Source organism: Streptomyces sp. V3I7 (genome assembly GCF_030817495.1).
Classification (GTDB): Bacteria; Actinomycetota; Actinomycetes; order Streptomycetales; family Streptomycetaceae; genus Streptomyces.
The window spans coordinates 4,815,060-4,834,309 of record NZ_JAUSZK010000001.1 but is presented as its reverse complement, the minus strand read 5'-3'; the positions used below and the strand labels follow the sequence as shown (position 1 = coordinate 4,834,309).

The 19,250-nt window shown below is 71.2% G+C and carries 23 protein-coding genes; 7 read left to right on the top strand and 16 right to left on the bottom strand.

Annotated elements, in window-relative coordinates; translation table 11 throughout:
* Positions 1-163 precede the first annotated feature (163 nt).
* On the bottom strand, positions 164-367 hold the full coding sequence (locus QFZ74_RS22725; RefSeq protein ID WP_030048901.1) for a hypothetical protein: 204 nt from the start codon (positions 365-367) through the stop codon (positions 164-166).
* A 380-nt stretch (positions 368-747) separates the two neighbouring features.
* On the bottom strand, positions 748-1,029 hold the full coding sequence (locus tag QFZ74_RS22720) for an acylphosphatase (RefSeq protein ID WP_307622652.1): 282 nt from the start codon (positions 1,027-1,029) through the stop codon (positions 748-750).
* Between the two features lie 277 nt (positions 1,030-1,306).
* Between QFZ74_RS22720 and QFZ74_RS22715 the strand changes: the two genes are divergently transcribed.
* A complete protein-coding gene (locus tag QFZ74_RS22715; protein ID WP_307622651.1) occupies positions 1,307-2,446 on the top strand; it encodes a CAP domain-containing protein in 1,140 nt (379 codons plus the stop codon).
* Positions 2,447-2,450: 4 nt separating this feature from the next.
* On the opposite strand, the gene mutM is transcribed toward QFZ74_RS22715, so the two are convergent.
* The 8 genes from mutM to recG all read right to left on the bottom strand — a co-directional run bounded on the left by mutM (position 2,451) and on the right by recG (position 9,862).
* A complete protein-coding gene (gene mutM, locus QFZ74_RS22710) occupies positions 2,451-3,311 on the bottom strand; it encodes a bifunctional DNA-formamidopyrimidine glycosylase/DNA-(apurinic or apyrimidinic site) lyase (protein WP_307622650.1) in 861 nt (286 codons plus the stop codon).
* A gap of 107 nt (positions 3,312-3,418) precedes the next feature.
* Positions 3,419-4,267 (bottom strand): ribonuclease III, encoded by an 849-nt coding sequence (gene rnc, locus QFZ74_RS22705; RefSeq protein WP_307622649.1) that lies wholly within the window; start codon positions 4,265-4,267, stop codon positions 3,419-3,421.
* A gap of 7 nt (positions 4,268-4,274) precedes the next feature.
* Positions 4,275-4,448, bottom strand: a complete 174-nt coding sequence (gene rpmF, locus QFZ74_RS22700; RefSeq protein ID WP_028802425.1) for a 50S ribosomal protein L32 — start codon at positions 4,446-4,448, stop codon at positions 4,275-4,277.
* A 2-nt stretch (positions 4,449-4,450) separates the two neighbouring features.
* Positions 4,451-5,095 (bottom strand): DUF177 domain-containing protein, encoded by a 645-nt coding sequence (locus tag QFZ74_RS22695; protein ID WP_307622648.1) that lies wholly within the window; start codon positions 5,093-5,095, stop codon positions 4,451-4,453.
* A 161-nt stretch (positions 5,096-5,256) separates the two neighbouring features.
* On the bottom strand, positions 5,257-6,372 hold the full coding sequence (locus tag QFZ74_RS22690) for an ATP synthase F0 subunit B (RefSeq protein ID WP_307622647.1): 1,116 nt from the start codon (positions 6,370-6,372) through the stop codon (positions 5,257-5,259).
* 118 nt (positions 6,373-6,490) lie between these two features.
* Complete coding sequence (gene coaD / locus QFZ74_RS22685) at positions 6,491-6,970, bottom strand: pantetheine-phosphate adenylyltransferase (RefSeq protein ID WP_307624249.1); 480 nt, start codon at positions 6,968-6,970, stop codon at positions 6,491-6,493.
* A gap of 26 nt (positions 6,971-6,996) precedes the next feature.
* Positions 6,997-7,629, bottom strand: a complete 633-nt coding sequence (gene rsmD, locus QFZ74_RS22680; protein WP_307624248.1) for a 16S rRNA (guanine(966)-N(2))-methyltransferase RsmD — start codon at positions 7,627-7,629, stop codon at positions 6,997-6,999.
* Positions 7,630-7,660: 31 nt separating this feature from the next.
* Positions 7,661-9,862, bottom strand: coding sequence for an ATP-dependent DNA helicase RecG (recG, locus tag QFZ74_RS22675; RefSeq protein WP_307622646.1), 2,202 nt, complete (start codon positions 9,860-9,862; stop codon positions 7,661-7,663).
* Between the two features lie 45 nt (positions 9,863-9,907).
* Here recG and QFZ74_RS22670 point away from each other — a divergent pair, with 45 nt between their 5' ends.
* Positions 9,908-10,069, top strand: coding sequence for a hypothetical protein (locus tag QFZ74_RS22670; RefSeq protein WP_307622645.1), 162 nt, complete (start codon positions 9,908-9,910; stop codon positions 10,067-10,069).
* A 57-nt stretch (positions 10,070-10,126) separates the two neighbouring features.
* Here QFZ74_RS22670 and QFZ74_RS22665 read toward each other — a convergent pair whose 3' ends face one another.
* Positions 10,127-11,857, bottom strand: a complete 1,731-nt coding sequence (locus QFZ74_RS22665) for a DAK2 domain-containing protein (protein WP_307624247.1) — start codon at positions 11,855-11,857, stop codon at positions 10,127-10,129.
* 280 nt (positions 11,858-12,137) lie between these two features.
* Between QFZ74_RS22665 and rpmB the strand changes: the two genes are divergently transcribed.
* Positions 12,138-12,323 carry a 50S ribosomal protein L28 gene (gene rpmB, locus QFZ74_RS22660; protein WP_003973430.1) on the top strand — a complete coding sequence of 62 codons (186 nt, stop codon included), beginning with the start codon at positions 12,138-12,140 and terminating at the stop codon, positions 12,321-12,323.
* 109 nt (positions 12,324-12,432) lie between these two features.
* Here the strand turns inward: rpmB and thiD are convergent, their stop codons facing one another.
* A complete protein-coding gene (gene thiD, locus QFZ74_RS22655) occupies positions 12,433-13,233 on the bottom strand; it encodes a bifunctional hydroxymethylpyrimidine kinase/phosphomethylpyrimidine kinase (RefSeq protein WP_307622644.1) in 801 nt (266 codons plus the stop codon).
* The gene (locus tag QFZ74_RS22650; protein WP_307622643.1) at positions 13,230-14,195 is read right to left on the bottom strand and encodes a thiamine-phosphate kinase; all 966 of its coding nucleotides are present in this window, start codon (positions 14,193-14,195) and stop codon (positions 13,230-13,232) included. The genes thiD and QFZ74_RS22650 overlap by 4 nt, the downstream gene beginning before the upstream one ends.
* A 206-nt stretch (positions 14,196-14,401) precedes the next feature.
* Here QFZ74_RS22650 and QFZ74_RS22645 point away from each other — a divergent pair, with 206 nt between their 5' ends.
* Together QFZ74_RS22645 and QFZ74_RS22640 are read left to right on the top strand one after the other, a co-directional pair.
* A complete protein-coding gene (locus tag QFZ74_RS22645) occupies positions 14,402-14,635 on the top strand; it encodes an Lrp/AsnC family transcriptional regulator (RefSeq protein ID WP_307622642.1) in 234 nt (77 codons plus the stop codon).
* A 20-nt stretch (positions 14,636-14,655) separates the two neighbouring features.
* The gene (locus tag QFZ74_RS22640) at positions 14,656-15,144 is read left to right on the top strand and encodes a DUF3515 domain-containing protein (RefSeq protein ID WP_307622641.1); all 489 of its coding nucleotides are present in this window, start codon (positions 14,656-14,658) and stop codon (positions 15,142-15,144) included.
* A gap of 13 nt (positions 15,145-15,157) precedes the next feature.
* Here QFZ74_RS22640 and QFZ74_RS22635 read toward each other — a convergent pair whose 3' ends face one another.
* The 3 genes from QFZ74_RS22635 to QFZ74_RS22625 are packed head-to-tail and all read right to left on the bottom strand — an operon-like array spanning position 15,158 to position 18,164.
* A complete protein-coding gene (locus QFZ74_RS22635; RefSeq protein WP_307622640.1) occupies positions 15,158-16,315 on the bottom strand; it encodes a D-alanine--D-alanine ligase family protein in 1,158 nt (385 codons plus the stop codon).
* A 59-nt stretch (positions 16,316-16,374) separates the two neighbouring features.
* Positions 16,375-17,385, bottom strand: a complete 1,011-nt coding sequence (locus QFZ74_RS22630) for an NAD(P)H-dependent glycerol-3-phosphate dehydrogenase (RefSeq protein WP_307622638.1) — start codon at positions 17,383-17,385, stop codon at positions 16,375-16,377.
* A complete protein-coding gene (locus QFZ74_RS22625) occupies positions 17,382-18,164 on the bottom strand; it encodes a 1-acyl-sn-glycerol-3-phosphate acyltransferase (protein WP_307622637.1) in 783 nt (260 codons plus the stop codon). Before QFZ74_RS22625 ends, QFZ74_RS22630 begins: the two co-directional genes overlap by 4 nt.
* Before the next feature lie 189 nt (positions 18,165-18,353).
* Here QFZ74_RS22625 and cofC point away from each other — a divergent pair, with 189 nt between their 5' ends.
* Positions 18,354-19,004: a 2-phospho-L-lactate guanylyltransferase gene (gene cofC / locus QFZ74_RS22620; RefSeq protein ID WP_307622636.1), complete on the top strand. Its 651-nt coding sequence runs from the start codon at positions 18,354-18,356 to the stop codon at positions 19,002-19,004.
* Positions 19,005-19,014: 10 nt separating this feature from the next.
* A complete protein-coding gene (locus tag QFZ74_RS22615; protein WP_307622635.1) occupies positions 19,015-19,218 on the top strand; it encodes a hypothetical protein in 204 nt (67 codons plus the stop codon).
* Positions 19,219-19,250 lie beyond the last annotated feature (32 nt).

Below are 19,250 nucleotides of genomic sequence, written 5' to 3'. Positions count from 1 at the left end.
CATGCAGGGCACACCAGACGTTGAAGAGAGGGGAGCACGCGCGGGGGAACCGCAGGGGAAGAAAGAAGGGACGCCGAAGCGTCCCTTGCAACTCTGATGACAACTTAGCGGTTGATACGGGCGGCCCGACCGCTGCGTGTGCCGTCGTGGAGCAGTGCAGCGATCAGGTGAGCGCAGGCTCCGCCTGGTGTGCGTCGATGCTCTCCATGATCCTGTCGTGAGAAGCGGCAGCCGTCAGCGCGTCGTTCTCGGCCTGGATCCGTCCGAGCTCGGATTCCAGGTCCTGTACACGCTGCTGGAGCCGTCGCATCTCGGCGAGGAGTCGAGGGTCGGAGCCGCCGACGTAACCGAGAAGCGCCTTTGCCATGATGGATGGTCCTCCACACTGAGTGACCGACCGAATCGGTGTGGGTCGTGAGGGATCGCACCAGCGGTGCTTGACACTCTCAAGTGTTGCTCTGGCGTTGCTACATGCCAAACAGCTAAGGTGCGCGGGGCTTTCAGCGTCTCACCAAAAAGTTTGACGGTCAACACGATCACGCCCCGTATTGAGGGGCGTCCCCGGGGGGCGCGGGCCGGAAAAGCGGCGGCGCGATCTCACCTGCGGGGTCTCAGGGCGTAGCGATCATCCTCTTGCGCGAGCCTGCCACGACGAGCCGTTCTTGGCAACCACCAGGGAGTTTTCATACCGGAGAGCGCCCGCGGTCCGCTCCGCCGGGGCGGTGGAGCGGACCGCGCCGAGCACTCTCAGCGGATCGCGAAGCCGTCGTAACCGCCGCGAGGTGTGTCCCATATCTCGGTGACTCCGTCGACGCGGCCGGGCGTGTCGTCGCCCTGGAGCCAGTCGAGGAGTCCCTCGCATCCCTCCCGCGCCCCCTCGGCGACCACCTGGACCCGACCGTCGCCCAGGTTGACGGCGAAACCGCTCAGGCCGCCGATCTCCAGCGCCTTCGCCCTGGTGAACCAGCGGAAACCCACGCCCTGGACGTGCCCGCGCACCCAGGCGATCATCCGTACTTCCTCGCTCATGGGTGCAACCTAACCGGCCAATGTCTCCGGAGGCAGTTCCTCCCCTTGCGTCATGCGGTACCGTCCCGACCCAGTGAAGCTGATGTGAAACTCACTCGATCGAGTGAGCCGAGTTGACCACACGGACCACACGGACCACACGGACCACATGGGTCGCAGAGACCGCGGAGATCTCGCAGTGACGCGGGGGCCGCGGCCCCGGGGGCCTCCGGCTTGGGAGCTTGGGAGCTCAAGCGGGCCCCTGGCCGACCGCGAGGACGAGGAAGAGGGCAAGGGGATGGGACGCCACCGACGCTCAGCCGCCGGCCGCGCCGCCACGGGCCGCACCACGGGGGTCGAGGAAACCAGCGGTTCCGCCATGGGCGGTCACGATCCGCGGGGCAGGCACGGCGAGAGCCGCGGCCCGATGGGCATCGCGCCCTATCTGAACCCGGAGGCCTACGGGGACACCGCCGCGAGGAGCACGGCGTACCTCTACGCGACCGACGACGACTACGCCCGCGCCACGAACACGGCCGTCTTCCCCACGGCGGACGCTTTCACCCCGCAGCAGGCGCCCCGGGGCCGCGGCCACCGGCGCAAGAAGAAGGCCGCCACCCCCGTACGGACCGGACTGCTCGGCGTCTCCGCCGCCGTCGCCTTCGGAACGGTGGCGGTGGCCACGGGCGTGGTCCCGGGCCTGGAGAGCTACCGGCTCGGCGGCGGCACCAGTACCACCGGCGGTGACGGGGTGCAGGCTGCGGGCTCGCCGACCAACGCGGCGAGCGAGCAGGGCGGCACCTCGGGCAGCGCCGACGACGGCGGCCAGGGCACCGGTGCCACCGGGGCCGACGGCACCGGCCGCTCGGTCTCCCCCAGCCCTTCCGCCCCCGCGTCGACGGCACCCTCCACGACCGCGCCCTCGCCCGCCGGGACGCCGACGAAGAAGCCGAGGACGACCCCGCCGTCGAAGCACTCCAAGCAGCCGAAGACCCCGCCGGGCCGGACCAAGGCCCCGAAGGCGCCCCCGAAGACCTCCGTCCCGGCGACGATCTCCGCGGAGGAGGCCGCCGAGGCAGAGGTGCTCAAGCTCGTCAACGACGAGCGGGCGAAGGCGGGGTGCAGCGCGCTGGCGGCGAACAGTTCGCTGTCCAAGCTGGCCGAGCTGTTCAGTGTCGACATGGCCGCACGGGACTTCTTCGACCACACCGACCCCACCGGCCTGACCCCGTGGGACCGCGCGGCCAAGGCCGGGATAACGGACCTCGGCGGCGAGAACATAGCCCGGGGCCAGGCCGACGCGGCCGCCGTCATGGCCGCCTGGATGAACAGCCCCGGCCACCGGGCCAACATCCTCGACTGCGACTTCAAGACCCTGGGCGTCGGCGTGCACTACGGGCCGGGCGGCCCTTGGTGGACACAGGACTTCGGGTATTGATCCCTTACGACGGAACGCGCGGCGGGCGCTGGCACTTCGGGCAGAAGTAGCTGGAGCGGTTCATCCAGGGGCAGCGGCGCATCGGCGTACCGCACCGCTTGCACGGCAGGCCCTCGCGCCCGTACGCGTCCAGCGAGCGGTCGAAGTAGCCCGACTCGCCGTTGACGTTGACGTAGAGGCTGTCGAAGCTGGTGCCGCCGACCGCGAGGGCCGCGTTCATCACGTCCCGTACGTGGCCGAGGAGCCCGGCCGTGAGCGGCCGGGTGAGGGTGGCCGTCGGGCGCTCGTAGTGCAGCCGGGAGCGCCAAAGGGCCTCGTCCGCGTAGATGTTGCCGACGCCGCTGATCAACGACTGGTCCAGCAGGGCCCGTTTGATGGTGGTGCGCTTGCGGCGCAGGGCCTGGTGGAAGGCCTCGTCGTCGAAGAGCGGGTCCAGCGGGTCGCGGGCGATGTGCGCGATGACGTCGGGCAGCCCGTCCGGGGTGTTGTCGTGCAACGACAGTCCGCCGAAGGTGCGTTGGTCGACGAAGCGGAGTTCGGTACCCAGGGCGTCGGCGAACCGGACGCGGATGCGCAGGTGCTTCTCCGCCGGTGCCTCGTGCGGCTGGACCAGCAGCTGGCCGCTCATCCCGAGGTGCGCCAGCACCGACTGGTCGGTGTCCTCCAGAGGCAGCCACAGGTACTTGCCGCGCCGGCTCGGGACGCCGATGCGGTGGCCCTTGAGCCGGTGCGCGAAGTCGTCGGCGCCGGCCAGGTGGCGGCGGACGGCGCGCGGGTGGAACACCTCGACGTCGGCGACCGTGCGATGGGCGACCCACCGCTGAAGGCCGCGTCGTACGACCTCGACCTCGGGCAGCTCGGGCATGGGGACCCCCGTAGGAAAACCGTGTGTGAAACGTGTGGACCGAAATCGACCGTGGATGCGCCGAGCGCCCGCCCCGGGTCGGGGCGGGCGCTCGGGTGCGCTGTTCGTCAGGCGGAGGCGGGCGACGCGGTGTCGTTCACCGAGTCGCACAGGGCGGCCTCCTTGGCCGCCTTGGCGCGCGCGTCCGCGTCGGCCCGGATGGACCGCCAGGCGGACTCGGCGGCCTGCTGTTCCGCCTCCTTCTTGCTGCGGCCGGTGCCGGTGCCGTACGAGACGCCTCCGACGCGGGCGGCAGCAGTGAAGGTCTTCTCGTGGTCGGGGCCGGTCTCCGTGACCAGGTACTCGGGCACGCCGAGCCCCTCGGTCGCGGTGAGCTCCTGGAGACTGGTCTTCCAGTCCAGGCCGGCTCCGAGGTTGGAGGACTTCTCGATCAGCGGGTCGAAGAGCCGGTGCACCAGCTCGGACGCCGCGTCGAGGCCCTGGTCGAGATAGACCGCGCCGATCACCGCTTCGAGGGTGTCGGCGAGGATGGATGCCTTGTCCCGTCCGCCCGTGCCCTCTTCACCGCGGCCCAGCCGGATGAAGGAGCCCAGGTCGAGACCGCGACCCACTTCCGCGAGCGCACGCGAGTTCACCACCGCGGCCCGAAGCTTGGCCAGCTGGCCTTCAGGCAGGTCGGGGTGGATGCGGTACAGCGTGTCCGTGACGACGAGACCGAGGACGGAGTCACCGAGGAACTCCAGCCGCTCGTTCGTCGGCAGACCGCCGTTCTCGTACGCGTAGGAACGGTGGGTCAGTGCTCGCACCAGAAGGGCGGACTCGACCTGATAGCCGAGCCGCCCTTCCAGAAGCGTGTGGGACGAGGCCGTGTTGTCCGCCGGAGCACCCCCGCGCCTGCGGGGACTGCTGGGTTCGGCGCCTTCCGCCTTCTTGGCAGTGGACACAGTGCCTCTCACCAGCCGCTCAGACCTCGAGGACCTGGCGCTTGTTGTAGGTGCCGCAAGCGGGGCAGGCGATGTGCTGCTGCTTGGGCTCGTGGCAGCGCTCGCACGCAACCAGGGTGGGGACCGCAGCCTTCCACTGCGACCGGCGGTGGCGCGTGTTGCTGCGCGACATCTTCCGCTTCGGAACAGCCACGGCTACTTCTCCTGCTTCTCGTCGACGCCCGGTTCGGCGCCGCTCATCTCGTCCTTCTCGCCGTCCGGCATGGTGTCGGCGAGTCCCTGCAATGCCGCCCAACGAATGTCGGTGGCGTCGTGATGGTGGTCCGGGTCGTCAGCGAGCCGCGCTCCACACTCGGAGCACAGTCCCGGACAGTCTTCCTGGCACACCGGCTGCATCGGCAGTGCGAGCACCACCGCATCACGCAGCACAGGCTCGAGGTCGAAGAGTCCGTCCTCGAGGTGAAGCCTGTCCTCGTCGTCCTCGGCGTCGTCGCCCGGCTCCGCGATCACGCGGTTCCGGTCGTCGGTGTCGGGGTACGAGAACATCTCCTGGAAGTCCGCTTCGAGCTCGAACTCGAGCGGCTCCAGACACCTTACGCACTCCCCCTCGGCCTGTGCACGGGCGGTGCCTGTGACAAGCACCCCTTCCATGACCGACTCGAGTCGGAGATCAAGCTCCAACGGGGCGCCTTCCGGCACTCCGATGACTCCCTGGATACCGAAGTCCCTGGGGGCGTCGACCGTGCGGGTCAGCCGCAGCATCGCACCAGGACGCCGCCCCAGCTCGTGCGTGTCGAACACGAGGGGCTTGCGGTGGTCGAGGTGCGAGTGAGAGGCCATTCCTTCGATCTCTGAGCTCAGAGGGTCACTGCCCTCAGGTGTCGTGGGCAGCGCTGATCGCGGACGTATGCGCGACCGAACAGCCAGGATACTGGACCTTTCGCTCTCGACCCAATCGGGACGAGAGCCCCGCCCCGGACCCGCGGCCGCCGCCCCAGGGCTTAGAGCCCGCGCCCCTGTTCGTACGCCCTCAACTGCTCCGCGCTGATCATGCTGGTGTCGAAGAGACTGGTCTCGTCGAGATCGTAGCCCTGGTGGTTCTGCTGATGCTGCTGGTGCTGCGGGTGCTGCTGGTGCGGGTCGTAGCCGGCCTGCTGGGCGTGCGGGCCGTAGCCCTGGACGGGAGCCCCGGCCGCCTGCGCGTACTCGACGGCGTACGGATCGGGCTGCTGGTAGCCGTACGGATCCTGCTGGGCGTACGCCGGCTGCCCCTGCTGCTGCGGGAAGCCCGCGTACGGATCGGGCTGCTGGTAGCCGTAGGGATCCTGCTGGACCGGCTCCGGCGGGGAGTAGGCCTCCCGCTGGGCCGGCTGCGCGGCCTGCCGGCCCGCCGGGGGGTCCGCAAGGGCCGCGAGGTCGGCGAGGTAGTCGGCGTCGCTGGAGTGCTGGATCGTCGTGGGGTCGTCGGCGAGGGCGCCGAGATCGTCGGTGGCGATACGGCCGTGCAGCTTCTGACGGCCCTTGCCGACCGCCTCCAGCGTCTTGGCCAGGACCGCCTCGAAGGCGCCGAGCTTGACGTCGACGTACGCGTCCGCGTTGTGCCTCAGCGTCTCCGGGTCCTGGCTGCGCTCGGGGGCGTCCTCGTCCTCGAAGCCGGCCTCGTCGAGGCCGGGGCCGGTGCCCAGCAGCTTCTCGCGGCCGCGGCCGACCGAGCCGAGGGTCTTGGTGAGGACGACCTCGAAGTTGGCGAGCTTGGAGTCGACGTAGTCGTCGGCCTCGGCGCGGACCTCCTCGGCCTCCTGGCGAGCCTCGGCGAGGATGCGGTCGGCCTCGGCCTGCGAGCGGCGGGCCACCTCGGTGCCGGAGACCAGCGAGCCGCGCTCGGCGTGGGCGCTCTCGATGATCTGCTCGGCCTCCTGGCGGGCCAGCTCGACCATCTGCTCGCGGCCGCCGATCAGCTCCTGGGCGTGCGCGAGCGAGTCCGGCAGCGCCTGGCGCACCTCTTCGAGCATCGCGAGCAGGTCCGCGCGGTTGATCACGCACGACGCCGACATGGGCATGGCCCGGGCGCTGGAGACCGCGTCAACGATCTCGTCGAGCTTCTTCTGCACGTCCACCTGTGCTCGCCACTCTCTACCGCTGTGTTGGAGACGGACGGGTCGACTGTACGGCCATGGGGTGGCCGTACGACACCGGGTGACGGTTTGTCAGGTCTCCGGCGCCCCGACCAGGCATTCAGTCCTTCCTGAGGCGCTTGCCGAGAGCCTCCAGGACGACCGGCGGGACCAGATGGGAAACATCGCCGCCCCACGTGGCGACCTCCTTGACCAAGGAGGACGACAGGAAGCTGTACGTGGGGTTGGTGGGCACGAAGAGGGTCTCCACACCCGACAGGCCGTTGTTCATCTGGGCCATCTGGAGCTCGTAGTCGAAGTCGCTGACCGCGCGCAGGCCCTTGACGATGGCCGGGATGTCGCGCTGCTTGCAGAAGTCGACGAGGAGGCCGTGGAACGCCTCGACCCGTACGTTCCCGTACTCGGCGGTGACCTGGCGGATCAGGTCGATCCGCTCGTCGATCTCGAACAGGCCCTTCTTGGCCTTGTTGATCATCACCGCGACGTAGACCTCGTCGTACAGACGGGAGGCGCGGGAAATGATGTCGAGATGTCCGTTGGTGATCGGGTCGAACGACCCGGGACAGACGGCGCGGCGCACTTGTGGTCCCTCGCTCTCCGGTCCGGTCATCGTGCGTCTTCGCACGTAGAGGCGGCGCGACCGTACCAAAACGTCCCTTCGCCGTAGCGACGGGCCCGGATCCCCTCGAATCCCTCCGGCCAGAGGAATTCGCCGCCTCGGGTGCTGCGCTCAACGGTGACGAGGGCTTCGTCCGTGAGCCAGCCCCCCGAGCGGAGTGTGAGGAGAATCTCGCGGAGATCGTGGTCGGTCACGGCGTACGGAGGATCGAGAAAGACCAAGTCGTACGGCTTTTCCGGCGGGGCCGTCCGAATGACCTGTTCCGCTTTGCCCGCCCTGACCTCGGCGCCGGGAAGGCCCAGATTGCGCACGTTCTCGCGCACGACGCGCGCGGCGCGGGCGTCGGCCTCGACCAGCAGGGTGTGCCCGGCGCCGCGGGACAGCGCCTCCAGGCCGACGGCGCCGGAGCCCGCGTACAGATCGAGGACGCGCTCGCCGTCGAGGGGGCCGCCGAGCAGGGACTGCCAGGTGGAGAAGAGGCCTTCGCGCGCGCGGTCTGATGTGGGCCGGGTTCCGGTGCCGGGCGGTACCGACAGGCGGCGTCCGCCGGCGCTGCCGGCGATCACGCGGGTCATCTCGGGTCCTTGTTCGAGGAGGCGGTTACGGGTCCAGTCTGTCAGGCGGCGGCCGGGCCGCCGATCCGCCGTGCGCTCAGCCCTTTTCCAGGTACTGCTCCCTCTCCTCGTCCAACAGGGCGTCCAGCGCGGTGCGCAGGCCCGGGAATCCGGTGAGCTCGGGGTCCGCCGCGACGATCGCGGTGGCCTCCTCCCGCGCCTCGGCGATGATCTCCTCGTCGTCGATGACGGCGAGCACGCGCAGGCTGGTGCGGGCGCCGGACTGGGCCTGGCCCAGGACGTCGCCCTCGCGGCGCTGTTCGAGGTCGATGCGGGAGAGTTCGAAGCCGTCGAGCGTGGAGGCGACCGCGCCCAGGCGCTGGCGGGCGGGGCTCGCCTCGGGCATCTCGGTGACCAGCAGGCACAGGCCGGCGGCCGAGCCGCGGCCGACGCGGCCGCGCAGCTGGTGGAGCTGGGAGACGCCAAAGCGGTCGGCGTCCATGATGACCATCGCGGTGGCGTTGGGGACGTTGACGCCGACCTCGATGACGGTCGTGGCGACCAGGACGTCGGTCTCGCCGGCCGCGAAGCGGCGCATGACGGCGTCCTTGTCGTCGGGCTGCATCCTGCCGTGCAGCACCTCGACCTTGAGCCCCTGGAGCGGGCCCCTGGCGAGCTGTTCGGCCACGTCGAGCACGGCGAGCGGGGGCCGCTTCTCCGCCTCGTCCTCCGGGGACTTCTTCTTCCCGGCCTTGTCATCCTCCTCGTCGCCGATGCGCGGGCAGACGACGTACGCCTGGTGCCCGGCCTCGACCTCCTCCCGTACGCGCTCCCACGCGCGCGAGAGGAAGTGCGGCTTGTCGGCAGCGGGGACGACATGGCTGGCAATGGGCGAGCGCCCGGCCGGCAACTGGTCGAGGACGGAGGTCTCCAGGTCGCCGAAGACGGTCATGGCGACGGTGCGCGGGATCGGCGTGGCGGTCATGACGAGCAGATGCGGCGGCTGCTTGCCCTTGCTGCGCAGGGCGTCGCGCTGCTCGACGCCGAAGCGGTGCTGCTCGTCCACGACCACCAGGCCGAGGTCGTGGAACTGCACCTTGTCCTCGATCAGCGCGTGCGTGCCGATCACGATCCCGGCCTCCCCGGTGGCGAGATCGAGCAGCGCCTGCCGCCGCGCGGCCGCTCCCATGGACCCGGTGAGCAGCACGACCTTGGTCGCCTTGTCGGCCCCCCCGAGCATGCCGCCCTCGGCCAGCTCGCCCATCATCTCGGTGATCGACCGGTGGTGCTGCTGGGCGAGCACCTCGGTGGGCGCCAGCATGACGGCCTGACCGCCGGCGTCGACGACGGACAGCATGGCGCGGAGGGCGACCAGGGTCTTTCCGCTGCCCACCTCCCCCTGCAGCAGCCGGTGCATCGGGTGCTCGGTGGCCAGGTCGTCGAAGATCTCCTTGGAGACCTTCTGCTGGCCCTCGGTGAGGGTGAAGGGGAGGCGGTCGTCGAAGGCGGTGAGGATGCCGTCGGGGCGGGGGCGGCGGGCGACGGCGGGCAGGCTCGCGTCGGCGTGACGGCGGCGGGCCAGGGCGACCTGGAGGACGAAGGCCTCGTCCCACTTGAGGCGGTCGCGGGCGTTCTCGATGTCGGCCTTGGTGTGCGGGCGGTGGATCTTGAGCAGGGCCTCGGGCAGCGGGGCGAGGCCGCGGCCCTCGCGCAGGGAGTCGGGCAGCGGGTCGGCTGCCTCCTGGGCGCTGGGCAGCACCGTCTGGACCGCCTTGGCGATCTTCCAGGACTCCAGCTTGGCGGTGGCGGGGTAGATCGGGATCAGCGCGCCGGCCCAGCTCTCGACAGCCTCGTCGCCCTCCTCCGAGAGCAACTGGTATGCCGGATGGGCCAGTTGAAGCTTCTGGTTGAACATGGAGACCTTGCCCGAGAACATCGCGCGGGTGCCCGGCAGGAGTTCCTTGTGGGGCTTGTGAACGCCTCGGCCGAAGAAGACGAGTTGGAGGCGGCCGCTGCCGTCCGTGATGGTGACCTCGAGGCGCTGTCCCTTGCCTCCGGGGGCCTTGGCGGAGGCGAAGGAGTGCAGGCGGGCGTCGGCGACCTGGGCGACCACGGTGACGTGTTCGTCCATGGGCAGGTCGGCGAGGTGGGTGAGCTGTCCCCGCTCCTCGTAGCGGCGCGGGTAGTGGTGCAGGAGGTCACCGACGGTGTGCAGGTCGAGGTTCTCGGCCATCACCTTCGCGGTGGCGGGGCCGAGTGCCTTCTTCAGTGGTTCTCGCAGTGCGGGCACGAGATCCATTGCACACCACATCACTGACAATGCCGTAGACGTGGCAGGAAACCCATGGTCAGGGGGGTCGTTCCGATCCGGGCGGCCGCCCGGATCGAGGCGGTCGCCCGCGCGCGGGCGGTGCAGGCGGCGTACGCCGGCGCGGACGACACCGCGGCGGAACGGCTGTTGGAAGCGGTCCGGATGCTGGACCTCCCGGTCGGACCGGAGCGGTGACCGACGCGCGGGGCGCGCCTCCACGAGGACAGCGCGCCCCGCGCGTACGCCCGCGTCTCACTCGACGCCGATGAGCAGCAGCGCCCCCTGCCGTCCGCCCCGATAGACCACGGTGTCGACGGCCAGGTAGGACTCGCGCACGCGCGCCTCCAGGCGGTCGGCGACGGAGTCCGGCGTCTCATCCCCGAGGACGATGGTGACCAGCTCGCCGCCGGCCTGGAGCATCCGGTCCAGGACGGTCTCGGCGATGGCGGTGACGTCCGAGCCGATGACCGCGACATCGCCCTCGATGAGGCCGAGCACGTCCCCGGCCTGGCAGATGCCGGCCATGGTCCAGGACTCGCGTTCCGCCACGGTGACCTCGGCGTAGCGGGTCGCGCCGGCCGCCGAGGTCATCGCCACGACGTCCTCGTCGAAGCGGCGCTCCGGCTCGTGCACGGCGAGCGCGGCGATGCCCTGGACCGCGGAGCGCGTGGGGATCAGGGCGACGCGGATGCCCTCCGCGCGGGCCTGCTCGGCGGCCGCGGCGGCGGTGTCGCGCAGATCGGCGTCATTGGGGAGCAGAACGACCTCGCGCGCGTGGGCCCGTCGTACCGCCGCGACCAGCTCGCCGCTCACGGGCGGCTCCCCGGGGCGCGCGAGCACCGTGGTCGCGTCGGCCTCGGCGTACAGCCCGGCCAGTCCCTCGCCCGGGACGACCGCGACCACGGCCCGCTGCGCCCGCTCCCGGACCGGCCGCTCGCCGCCCTGGGTGTGCACGTCGCCGAGCCCGAAGTGGGTGATCCGGATCCGGTACGGCCGCCCGGCCTCGACGCCGGCCTCCACGGCGGCGCCCGCGTCGTCGACGTGCACATGGACGTTCCACAGCCCGTCGCCGCCGACCACGACGAGGGAGTCGCCGAGGGCGTCGAGCCGCCGGCGCAGCCGGGCCACGGCGTCGTCGTCGGCCTCCAGCAGGTAGATCACCTCGAACGCCGGGCCGCCCGCCTGGGCACCGTCGTCACCGCAGCCCTCGGCCGCCGCCGCGCTCCCGGAAAGCGGCTCCACGCGCGCGTACGTCTCCTGGACCGGTCCCGGTGCCTGGCCGGTGAACGTCTCCACCAGCGCCGCCAGCACCACCACCAGCCCGCGCCCGCCGGCGTCGACCACCCCGGCCCGCTCCAGGACGGCCAGCTGCCCCGGGGTCGCCGCCAGCGCGGCACACGCCCCCTCGTAGGCGGCCCGTGCGACCGCCCCGCAGTCACCCTCGGCCCCCTCGACGGCGTCGGCGGCGGCCGAGGCGACCGACAGAACCGTTCCTTCGACGGGGTGGGCGACGGCCTGGCGAGCGGAGTCGGCCGCGTGCCGCAGGGCGAGCCGGAGCCCCGGCCCGTCGGCGTGAGTCACGTCACCTGAGGTCTCGCTGTCGGCGGCGAGGACCTGTGCCATGCCGCGCAGCAGTTGCGCGAGGATCGTGCCGGAGTTGCCGCGCGCCCCGATGAGGGACCCGTGCGCCATCGCGCGCACGGCCTCGGCCAGCGAGGGCCGGGCCGTCTCGTCCGTGCCCGCCTCGGATCCGTCGAACGCCCTGGATCCGTCGAACGCCTCGTACCCGGAGAACACCGCCTCGACCGCGACCGCGCCCGATTCCAGCGTCAGATACAGGTTGGTGCCGGTGTCCCCGTCCGCCACCGGGTAGACGTTGATCGCGTCGATCTCCGCGCGGGCCCGCCCCAGCGCGCGGAGCGCGTGCCCGCACCAGGTGCGCACCGCGAGAGCATCGAAGAATGTCTGCGGCACCTGCGCCACCTGCGCCTCCTGGAACTCCTGGACGTGGGACGCAGCGTAGACCCCGCGCCCGTGCCCGCCGGACGAGGGCCGGGAGCCGGACGCCGGACGCCGGACGCCGGACGCCGGCCGGTCATGGTAGTTTCGTTGCACCGACGCAGCCGTTGTATGCTGCTCCGGTTGCCCGATCCGAATCGGGCCGTCCCCTGGCACCGCCACTCAAGATCTCCGATCCTCGCGGATCTCGATCCCGGCATGCCGGGATTAACCGTAAGTGCATCTGAAGTCTTTGGAGTGACCCGTGGCTGCCAACTGCGACGTCTGTGGCAAGGGGCCGGGCTTCGGCAACAACATCTCGCACTCGCACCGCCGTACGTCCCGCCGCTGGAACCCGAACATCCAGCGTGTGCGTACCGTGGTGAGCGGGACGCCGAAGCGCGTGAACGCTTGCACCTCGTGCATCAAGGCCGGCAAGGTCTCGCGCTGACGTTTAGCGCGGCCACTGCTGGTTCACTGCGTAGAGCCGGTCCACCTCACGGTGGGCCGGCTTTCTGCCTTTCCTGAGAACCGTCGGCACGGCGCCCGAGAGGTCCGCGTCACCTCCCGCGGAAGCGCCACCCGTGGTCCACCGGCCCGATCCCGCCGCCGAGCGCGAAGCCGGCCGCGATGGCGCCGGTCACGTACTCCTTCGCCTCCCGCACCGCATCCGGCACGGACAGTCCCTTCGCCAGCCCGGCCGCGATCGCCGAGGCGAGCGTGCAGCCGGTGCCGTGCGTGTGCCGGTTGTCGTGGCGCGGTGCCCGCAGCCAGTGCTCCTCGCGGCCGTCGGTCAGCAGATCGACGGCCTCTCCGGGCAGATGCCCGCCCTTGATCAGCGCCCAGCGCGGCCCGTACGCCAGCACGGCCGCCGCGGCCTCGCGCAACTGGTCCTCCGACTCGACCCGTACGCCGGTGAGCTGCGTCACCTCGTCCAGGTTCGGGGTGGCCACGGTCGCCACCGGCAGCAGCTTCTTCCGCACCGACTCCAGCGCCGAGGCGGCCAGCAGCGCGTCCCCGTGCTTGGAGACGCCGACCGGGTCCACGACGATGGGCGCGTCCGTCGCCGCGAGCAATTCGGCGACCGCCTCGACGAGTTCCGCGGTGGCGAGCATGCCGGTCTTCACGGCCCGTACGCCGATGTCGTCCACGACGCTGCGGTACTGGGCCCGCACCGCCTCCACTGGCAGTTCCCAAGCGCCCTGGACGCCGAGGGAGTTCTGCGCGGTCACGGCGGTGACGACGCTCATGCCGTGCACGCCGAGCGCCAGCATCGTCTTCAGGTCGGCCTGGATCCCGGCGCCGCCGCCGGAGTCGGAGCCGGCCACGGTGAGCGCGGTGGGAGGGGCGGACGCACTCATGACTCGATGTCTCCGAAGTGGTCCCAGCCGCCCTTGCTGGCCCAGGGTGCGCCGTCGACGGTCACCAGGGGCAGCGCCGAGGGGTTGAGGACCTCGCCGATGACCTTCCAGCGCGCGGGCAGTTTCACGTCCGGCGGGAAGGTCGCCACGATCGCGTGGTCCTCTCCCCCGGTCAGCACCCACTGGATCGGGTCGACGCCGACGGCCTGCCCGATGTCGTTCATCTGGGTGGGGATGTCGATCGCGCCGGAGCGGATGTCGATACGGACCTTGCTGGACTCGGCGATGTGCCCGAGGTCCGCGATCAGCCCGTCGCTCACGTCGCACATGGCGGTCGCGCCCAGCGCCGCCGCCGCGGGACCCGCGAAGTACGGCGGTTCCGGGCGCCGGTGGGCCTCGACGAAGGCGCGGGGCGAGCGGAAGCCGCGGGAGAGCACCGCGTACCCGGCGGCGGACCAGCCCAGCCAGCCGGTCACGGCGACTATGTCGCCCGGCTGCGCGCCCGCCCGCGTCACCGGCTCCTGGCCGCGCAGATCACCGAGCGCGGTGATCGACACCATGATGGTGTCGCCGCGCACGACGTCGCCGCCGACCACGGAGGCGCCGGCGACCTGGCACTCGTCGCGCAGGCCGTCCATCAGCTCGGTCGGCCAGGTGACCGGGAGTTCGGCGGGGACGACCAGGCCGAGCAGCAGCGCGGTCGGCACGGCGCCCATCGCGGCGATGTCCGCGAGGTTCTGCGCGGCCGCCTTGCGTCCCACGTCGTACGCCGTGGACCAGTCCCGGCGGAAGTGCCGCCCCTCCAGCAGGATGTCGGTGCTGGCCACCACCCGCCGGTCGGGCGCCGCGACCACGGCGGCGTCGTCGCCGGGGCCGACCCGGACCGCCGAGGTGGTCGTCAGACGGGAGGTGAGCTCCCTGATGAGCCCGAACTCCCCGAGCTCACCAACAGTGCCCTTCATTGTCCTAGCGCCCCTTCTGTGGCTGTCCGTGCCCGCTCGCGCTTCACCGTCGGTCTCGATACGGTCGAGGCGGCCGTCAACTTCTGTCGTACCCGGACCCCGGCGCGGGGCCCCGGGTTCCCGCAGGTCTCCCCGCGGCGAGCGGCGACGCGATACCGTGGCGTTCCTTTTCCCCACATGATCCTCGTGGCCGCCCTGGAGGTTCCGTGGTACAGGCGTACATCCTGATCCAGACGGAGGTCGGCAAGGCGTCGACCGTCGCCGAGACGATCAGCAAGATCCCCGGAGTCATCCAGGCCGAGGACGTGACGGGACCCTACGACGTCATCGTGCGCGCCCAGGCGGACACCGTCGACGACCTGGGTCGCATGGTGGTCGCCAAGGTCCAGCAAGTGGACGGCATCACCCGTACCTTGACCTGCCCGGTCGTGCATATCTAGCCCCCGTCTACGCTTGGCCGGTGAACATCTTCCGTCACCGGCCTCTCGGCCTGCCCGCGCTGACCCTGCTGCTCGCCGTCGCGGGCTGCTCCGCGGCGGACGACAGCCCCGCCGTGGCGGCTCCCCGCCCGGACGCGAAGACCGCCGGGATGTGCCGGAACCTGCACCAGGAGCTGCCGGGCACGCTGGACGGGCAGCGCCGCGACGACCCCGCGCCCCGGTCCGCCTACACGGCTGCCTGGGGAAGCCCGGCGATCATACTGCGCTGCGGTGTCGAGCGGCCCGCGAGGATGCGGGACCCCGAGGCCGACGGCGTCGAGGTGAACGGCGTCGGCTGGCTGCTGGTGAAGCGGGACGACGGATCGTTCCGCTTCACCACCACGCTGCGCGCGGCCTACGTCGAGGTGACGCTTCCCAAGGAGCGCACCGCGCACGGGCTGACGCCCCTGATCGGCCTCGCCGAGCCCATCAAGAAGGCGATCCCCGAAGGGATCGCCCGCTCTCACTGAGGTACCCGCCCGCTCAACGCAGCCCGGTGGACCTGCGCAGCGCGGCCCGCACCAGGAGATCGATCAGCTCGGGGTAGCCGATGCCCGTCGCCTCCCACATCTTGGGGTACATCGAGATCGGCGTCATGCCGGGCATCGTGTTGATCTCGTTGATGACGAACTCGCCGTCCTCGGTGAGGAAGAAGTCCGCGCGGACCAGGCCCTCGCAGGAGGCGGCCTCGAAGGCGTCCACGGCGAGGCGCCGCACCTCGGCGGTCTCCTCCTCCGTCAGCGGGGCGGGGACGATGCCGGGCGTCGAGTCGATGTACTTCGCCTCGAAGTCGTAGTAAGCGTGCGTCTCGGGCGAGGGGATCTCGGAGGGCAGGGAGGCGCGCGGGCCGTCCTCGAACTCCAGGACGCCGCACTCGATCTCGCGGCCGCGCAGCGCGGCCTCCACGATGATCTTCGGGTCGTGCCGCTGGGCCTCGGCGATCGCCTCGTCCAGGCCGGAGAGGTCGTCGACCTTGGTGATGCCGATCGACGAGCCCGCGCGCGCGGGCTTCACGAACAGCGGCCAGCCGTGCTCACCGGCGAAGTCGACGATCTTCTTGCGGGCGGCGGACTCGTCCCGTGCCCACTCGCGCGGCCGGATCACCACGTACGGGCCGACCTTGAGCCCGAAGGAGGTGAACACCCGCTTCATGTACTCCTTGTCCTGGCCGACGGCCGAGGCGAGCACACCCGCGCCCACGTACGGGACGCCGGAGAGTTCCAGGAGGCCCTGGAGGGTGCCGTCCTCGCCGTACGGGCCGTGCAGCACCGGGAAGACCACGTCGACCTCGCCGAGGGCCTTGGGCACGGAGCCGGGCTCGCTGACGACGACCTCGCGGTTGCCCGGGTCGAGCGGGAGCACCACGGCGCCCGCGCCGGACTCGGCGAGCTGCTCGACGTCGGGCGTACGGCGGTCGCTGATGGCCATGCGCGCGGGCTCGTCGGCGGTGAGGGCCCAACGGCCGTCCCGGGTGATGCCGATCGGCAGGACGTCGTACGTCTCCCGGTCGATGGCGTTCAGGACGGCGCCGGCGGTGACCACGGAGATCCCGTGTTCGGAGCTGCGGCCGCCGAACACGACGGCCACGCGCGGCTTGCGAGACGGCTGCTCAGGGCTCTGGGGGAGGTTCTCGGTGCTCATATCGCGATGAGAGTACCCGCTGGTAGAGCCCCAAGACAGCGTCCGGCGGCGGGCGTCGCTCAGCGTCGCTCGGGCTTCGCGCTGCGCGACATCAGCTCCTTGAGGGCGACCACCGGCGGCTTGCCCTCGTGGACGATGCCGACGACCGTCTCCGTGATCGGCATGTCGACGCCGTGCCGGCGGGCCAGATCCAGCACGGACTCGCAGGACTTGACGCCCTCGGCGGTCTGCCTGGTGACCGCGATGGTCTCCTGCAGGGTCATGCCCTTGCCGAGGTTGGTGCCGAAGGTGTGGTTGCGGGAGAGCGGCGAGGAGCAGGTGGCCACCAGGTCGCCCAGACCCGCGAGTCCGGAGAAGGTCAGCGGGTCGGCGCCGAGCGCGACTCCGAGCCGGGTGGTCTCCGCGAGCCCGCGCGTGATGAGCGAGCCCTTGGCGTTGTCGCCGAGCCCCATGCCGTCGGCGATGCCGACCGCGAGCCCGATCACGTTCTTGACGGCGCCGCCGAGTTCGCAGCCGACGACGTCGGTGTTGGTGTATGGGCGGAAGTACGGCGTGTGGCAGGCGGCCTGGAGCCGCTGGGCGACGGCCTCGTCGGTGCAGGCGACCACGGCGGCGGCGGGCATCCGCGCGGCGATCTCGCGGGCCAGGTTGGGCCCGGTGACCACGGCGATGCGGTCCTGGCCGACCTTGGCGACGTCCTCGATGACCTCGCTCATCCGCATGGTGGTGCCGAGTTCGACTCCCTTCATCAGGGAGACGAGGACCGTGTCCGGCGCCAGCAGCGGCACCCAATCCGCGAGGTTGGCGCGCAGCGTCTGCGACGGCACCGACAGGACGGTGAAGTCGGCGCCGGCGGCGGCCTCGGCGGGGTCGGTGGTGGCCCGCAGGTTCTCCGGGAGTTCGATGCCGGGGAAGTAGTCGGGGTTCATCCGCGTCGAGTTGATCGCCTCGGCGACCTCCGGACGGCGGGCCCACAGGGTGACCTCGCACCCGGCGTCGGCCAGCACCATGCCGAACGCCGTACCCCACGAACCGGCGCTGAAGACCGTCGCCTTGACAGACTTGCTCACTTGCCGCCGTCCCCTTCCCGGACCGTCTGCGTCTCCCGCACGGCCTGCGCCTGCGTCCGGCGCCGCTGCTCGATCCGCTCGCGGCGCGGGTCGTAGGGCGTCGCGGGCGCCTTCTCGCCGCGGATCTCCTCCAGGTGGCGCGTGATGGCGGCCATGAGGACCTCGGTGACCTCCTTGAGGAGTTCCGCGGTCATCTCCCGGTCGTAGAAGCGCGAAAGGTCCACCGGCGGGCCGGCGAGCACGTGGTGCGTCTTGCGCGGCCACAGGTCGGGCTTCTTCGCGTACGGCGGCAGGAGTTCGTTGCAGCCCCACTGGGCGACGGGAATCACCGGGCACTTGGTCTGCAGGGCCACGCGCGCGGCACCGGTCTTGGCGGTCATGGGCCAGCCGTCCGGGTCGCGGGTGAGGGTGCCCTCGGGGTAGAAGGCGACGCACTCGCCGCGGTCCACGGCGTCGATCGCGGCGCGGAAGGCGCTCAGCGCGTCGGTGCTCTCGCGGTAGACGGGGATCTGCCCGGTGCCGCGCATCGCGGCGCCGACGAAGCCCTTCCTGAAAAGCCCGCTCTTGGCCAGGAATCGGGGAACCCGGCCGGTGTTGTACTGATAGTGGGCGTACGCGAAGGGATCCACATGGGAATTGTGGTTCACCACCGTGATGAACCCGCCGTCGGCCGGCATGTTCTCCATTCCACGCCAGTCCCGCTTGAGCAGAACCACAAGGGGTGGTTTGCAGATCACCGCGGCGAAGCGGTACCAGAAGCCGATTCTGCGGCGGGGCACGCGGACACCTTCCTCTAGGGCCTGGGGGCCGCACAAGTGTCGCCCCAGGCCGCCTGTCTGTCGAGAACACGGTACGCCCGCCCGCCTCCTGCCATCGCCCTTCCAGGAAGCTTCGCAGTCCCTCCCCATGACGCCGCCGGCCGCGGCGCGGGGTGACAATGAGCGCGACAAGGGAGGGATGGTACGTCGGTGCAGTGGACCTTGGTCATCCCCGTGAAGCCCCTGGCTCGGGCCAAGAGCAGGCTCTCCGGCACCGCGGGTGACGGACTCCGCCCGGTGCTGGCCCTCGCGTTCGCCCAGGACACGGTGGCGGCGGCGCTGACCTGCCCCGCGGTGCGGGATGTGGCGGTCGTCACGGACGACGCCCTGGCCGGCCGTGAACTGGCGGCGCTGGGCGCCCGCATCGTCTCCGGCGAACCGGGCGGAGGCCTCAACGCGGCCCTCGCGCACGCCGCGGGCGTCGTCCGCGTCGCCCGTCCGCAATCCCCGGTGGCGACCCTGAACGCCGATCTCCCGGCACTGCGTCCCGCGGAATTGTCCCGGGTTCTGGATGCCGCGGCGGAATTCCCGCGCGCATTTCTTCCGGATGCCGCGGAAATAGGAACAACGGTACTGGCGGTGACTCCGGGGCGGGAATTGCGGCCCGCATTCGGTATCGATTCCCGGGTCCGTCATCGCGCGTCGGGGGCCGTGGAACTCGGGCTCGACGAGGTGGATTCGGTACGGCAGGACGTGGACACCGGCGCGGATCTGCGGACGGCGCTGGCGCTGGGCGTGGGCCCGCACACGGCGGCCGCGGCCGCCCGGCTGCTGATCCCGGGCCCGCAGGGCAGGCAGTAGGCTGCCTGACATGCAGGCGACCGCATACACGTACGACCCCGAAACCCGCAGCGGGCAGGTGCTCCTGGACGACGGCACCCCGGTGCCCTTCGACGCCCCGGCGTTCGACGCGGGCGGGCTCAGGCTGCTGCGGCCGGGGCAGCGGGTGCGGATCGAGACGGAGGGGGCCGGAGAGGCCCGGCGGATCACGCTGATCACGCTGCAGACCTTCTGACCGCGCACAGGCCGTGAAACGCCGCGGGCCGG

Excerpts from the sequence above, each read along its gene's own strand:
- QFZ74_RS22725 (WP_030048901.1), bottom strand. The coding sequence starts at position 367 with ATGGCAAAGGCGCTTCTCGGTTACGTCGGCGGCTCCGACCCTCGACTC.
- QFZ74_RS22720 (WP_307622652.1), bottom strand. The coding sequence starts at position 1,029 with ATGAGCGAGGAAGTACGGATGATCGCCTGGGTGCGCGGGCACGTCCAG.
- QFZ74_RS22715 (WP_307622651.1), top strand. The coding sequence starts at position 1,307 with ATGGGACGCCACCGACGCTCAGCCGCCGGCCGCGCCGCCACGGGCCGC.
- mutM (WP_307622650.1), bottom strand. The coding sequence starts at position 3,311 with ATGCCCGAGCTGCCCGAGGTCGAGGTCGTACGACGCGGCCTTCAGCGG.
- QFZ74_RS22695 (WP_307622648.1), bottom strand. The coding sequence starts at position 5,095 with ATGGCCTCTCACTCGCACCTCGACCACCGCAAGCCCCTCGTGTTCGAC.
- recG (WP_307622646.1), bottom strand. The coding sequence starts at position 9,862 with ATGGATCTCGTGCCCGCACTGCGAGAACCACTGAAGAAGGCACTCGGC.
- QFZ74_RS22670 (WP_307622645.1), top strand. The coding sequence starts at position 9,908 with ATGGTCAGGGGGGTCGTTCCGATCCGGGCGGCCGCCCGGATCGAGGCG.
- thiD (WP_307622644.1), bottom strand. The coding sequence starts at position 13,233 with ATGAGTGCGTCCGCCCCTCCCACCGCGCTCACCGTGGCCGGCTCCGAC.
- QFZ74_RS22650 (WP_307622643.1), bottom strand. The coding sequence starts at position 14,195 with ATGAAGGGCACTGTTGGTGAGCTCGGGGAGTTCGGGCTCATCAGGGAG.
- QFZ74_RS22635 (WP_307622640.1), bottom strand. The coding sequence starts at position 16,315 with ATGAGCACCGAGAACCTCCCCCAGAGCCCTGAGCAGCCGTCTCGCAAG.
- QFZ74_RS22615 (WP_307622635.1), top strand. The coding sequence starts at position 19,015 with ATGCAGGCGACCGCATACACGTACGACCCCGAAACCCGCAGCGGGCAG.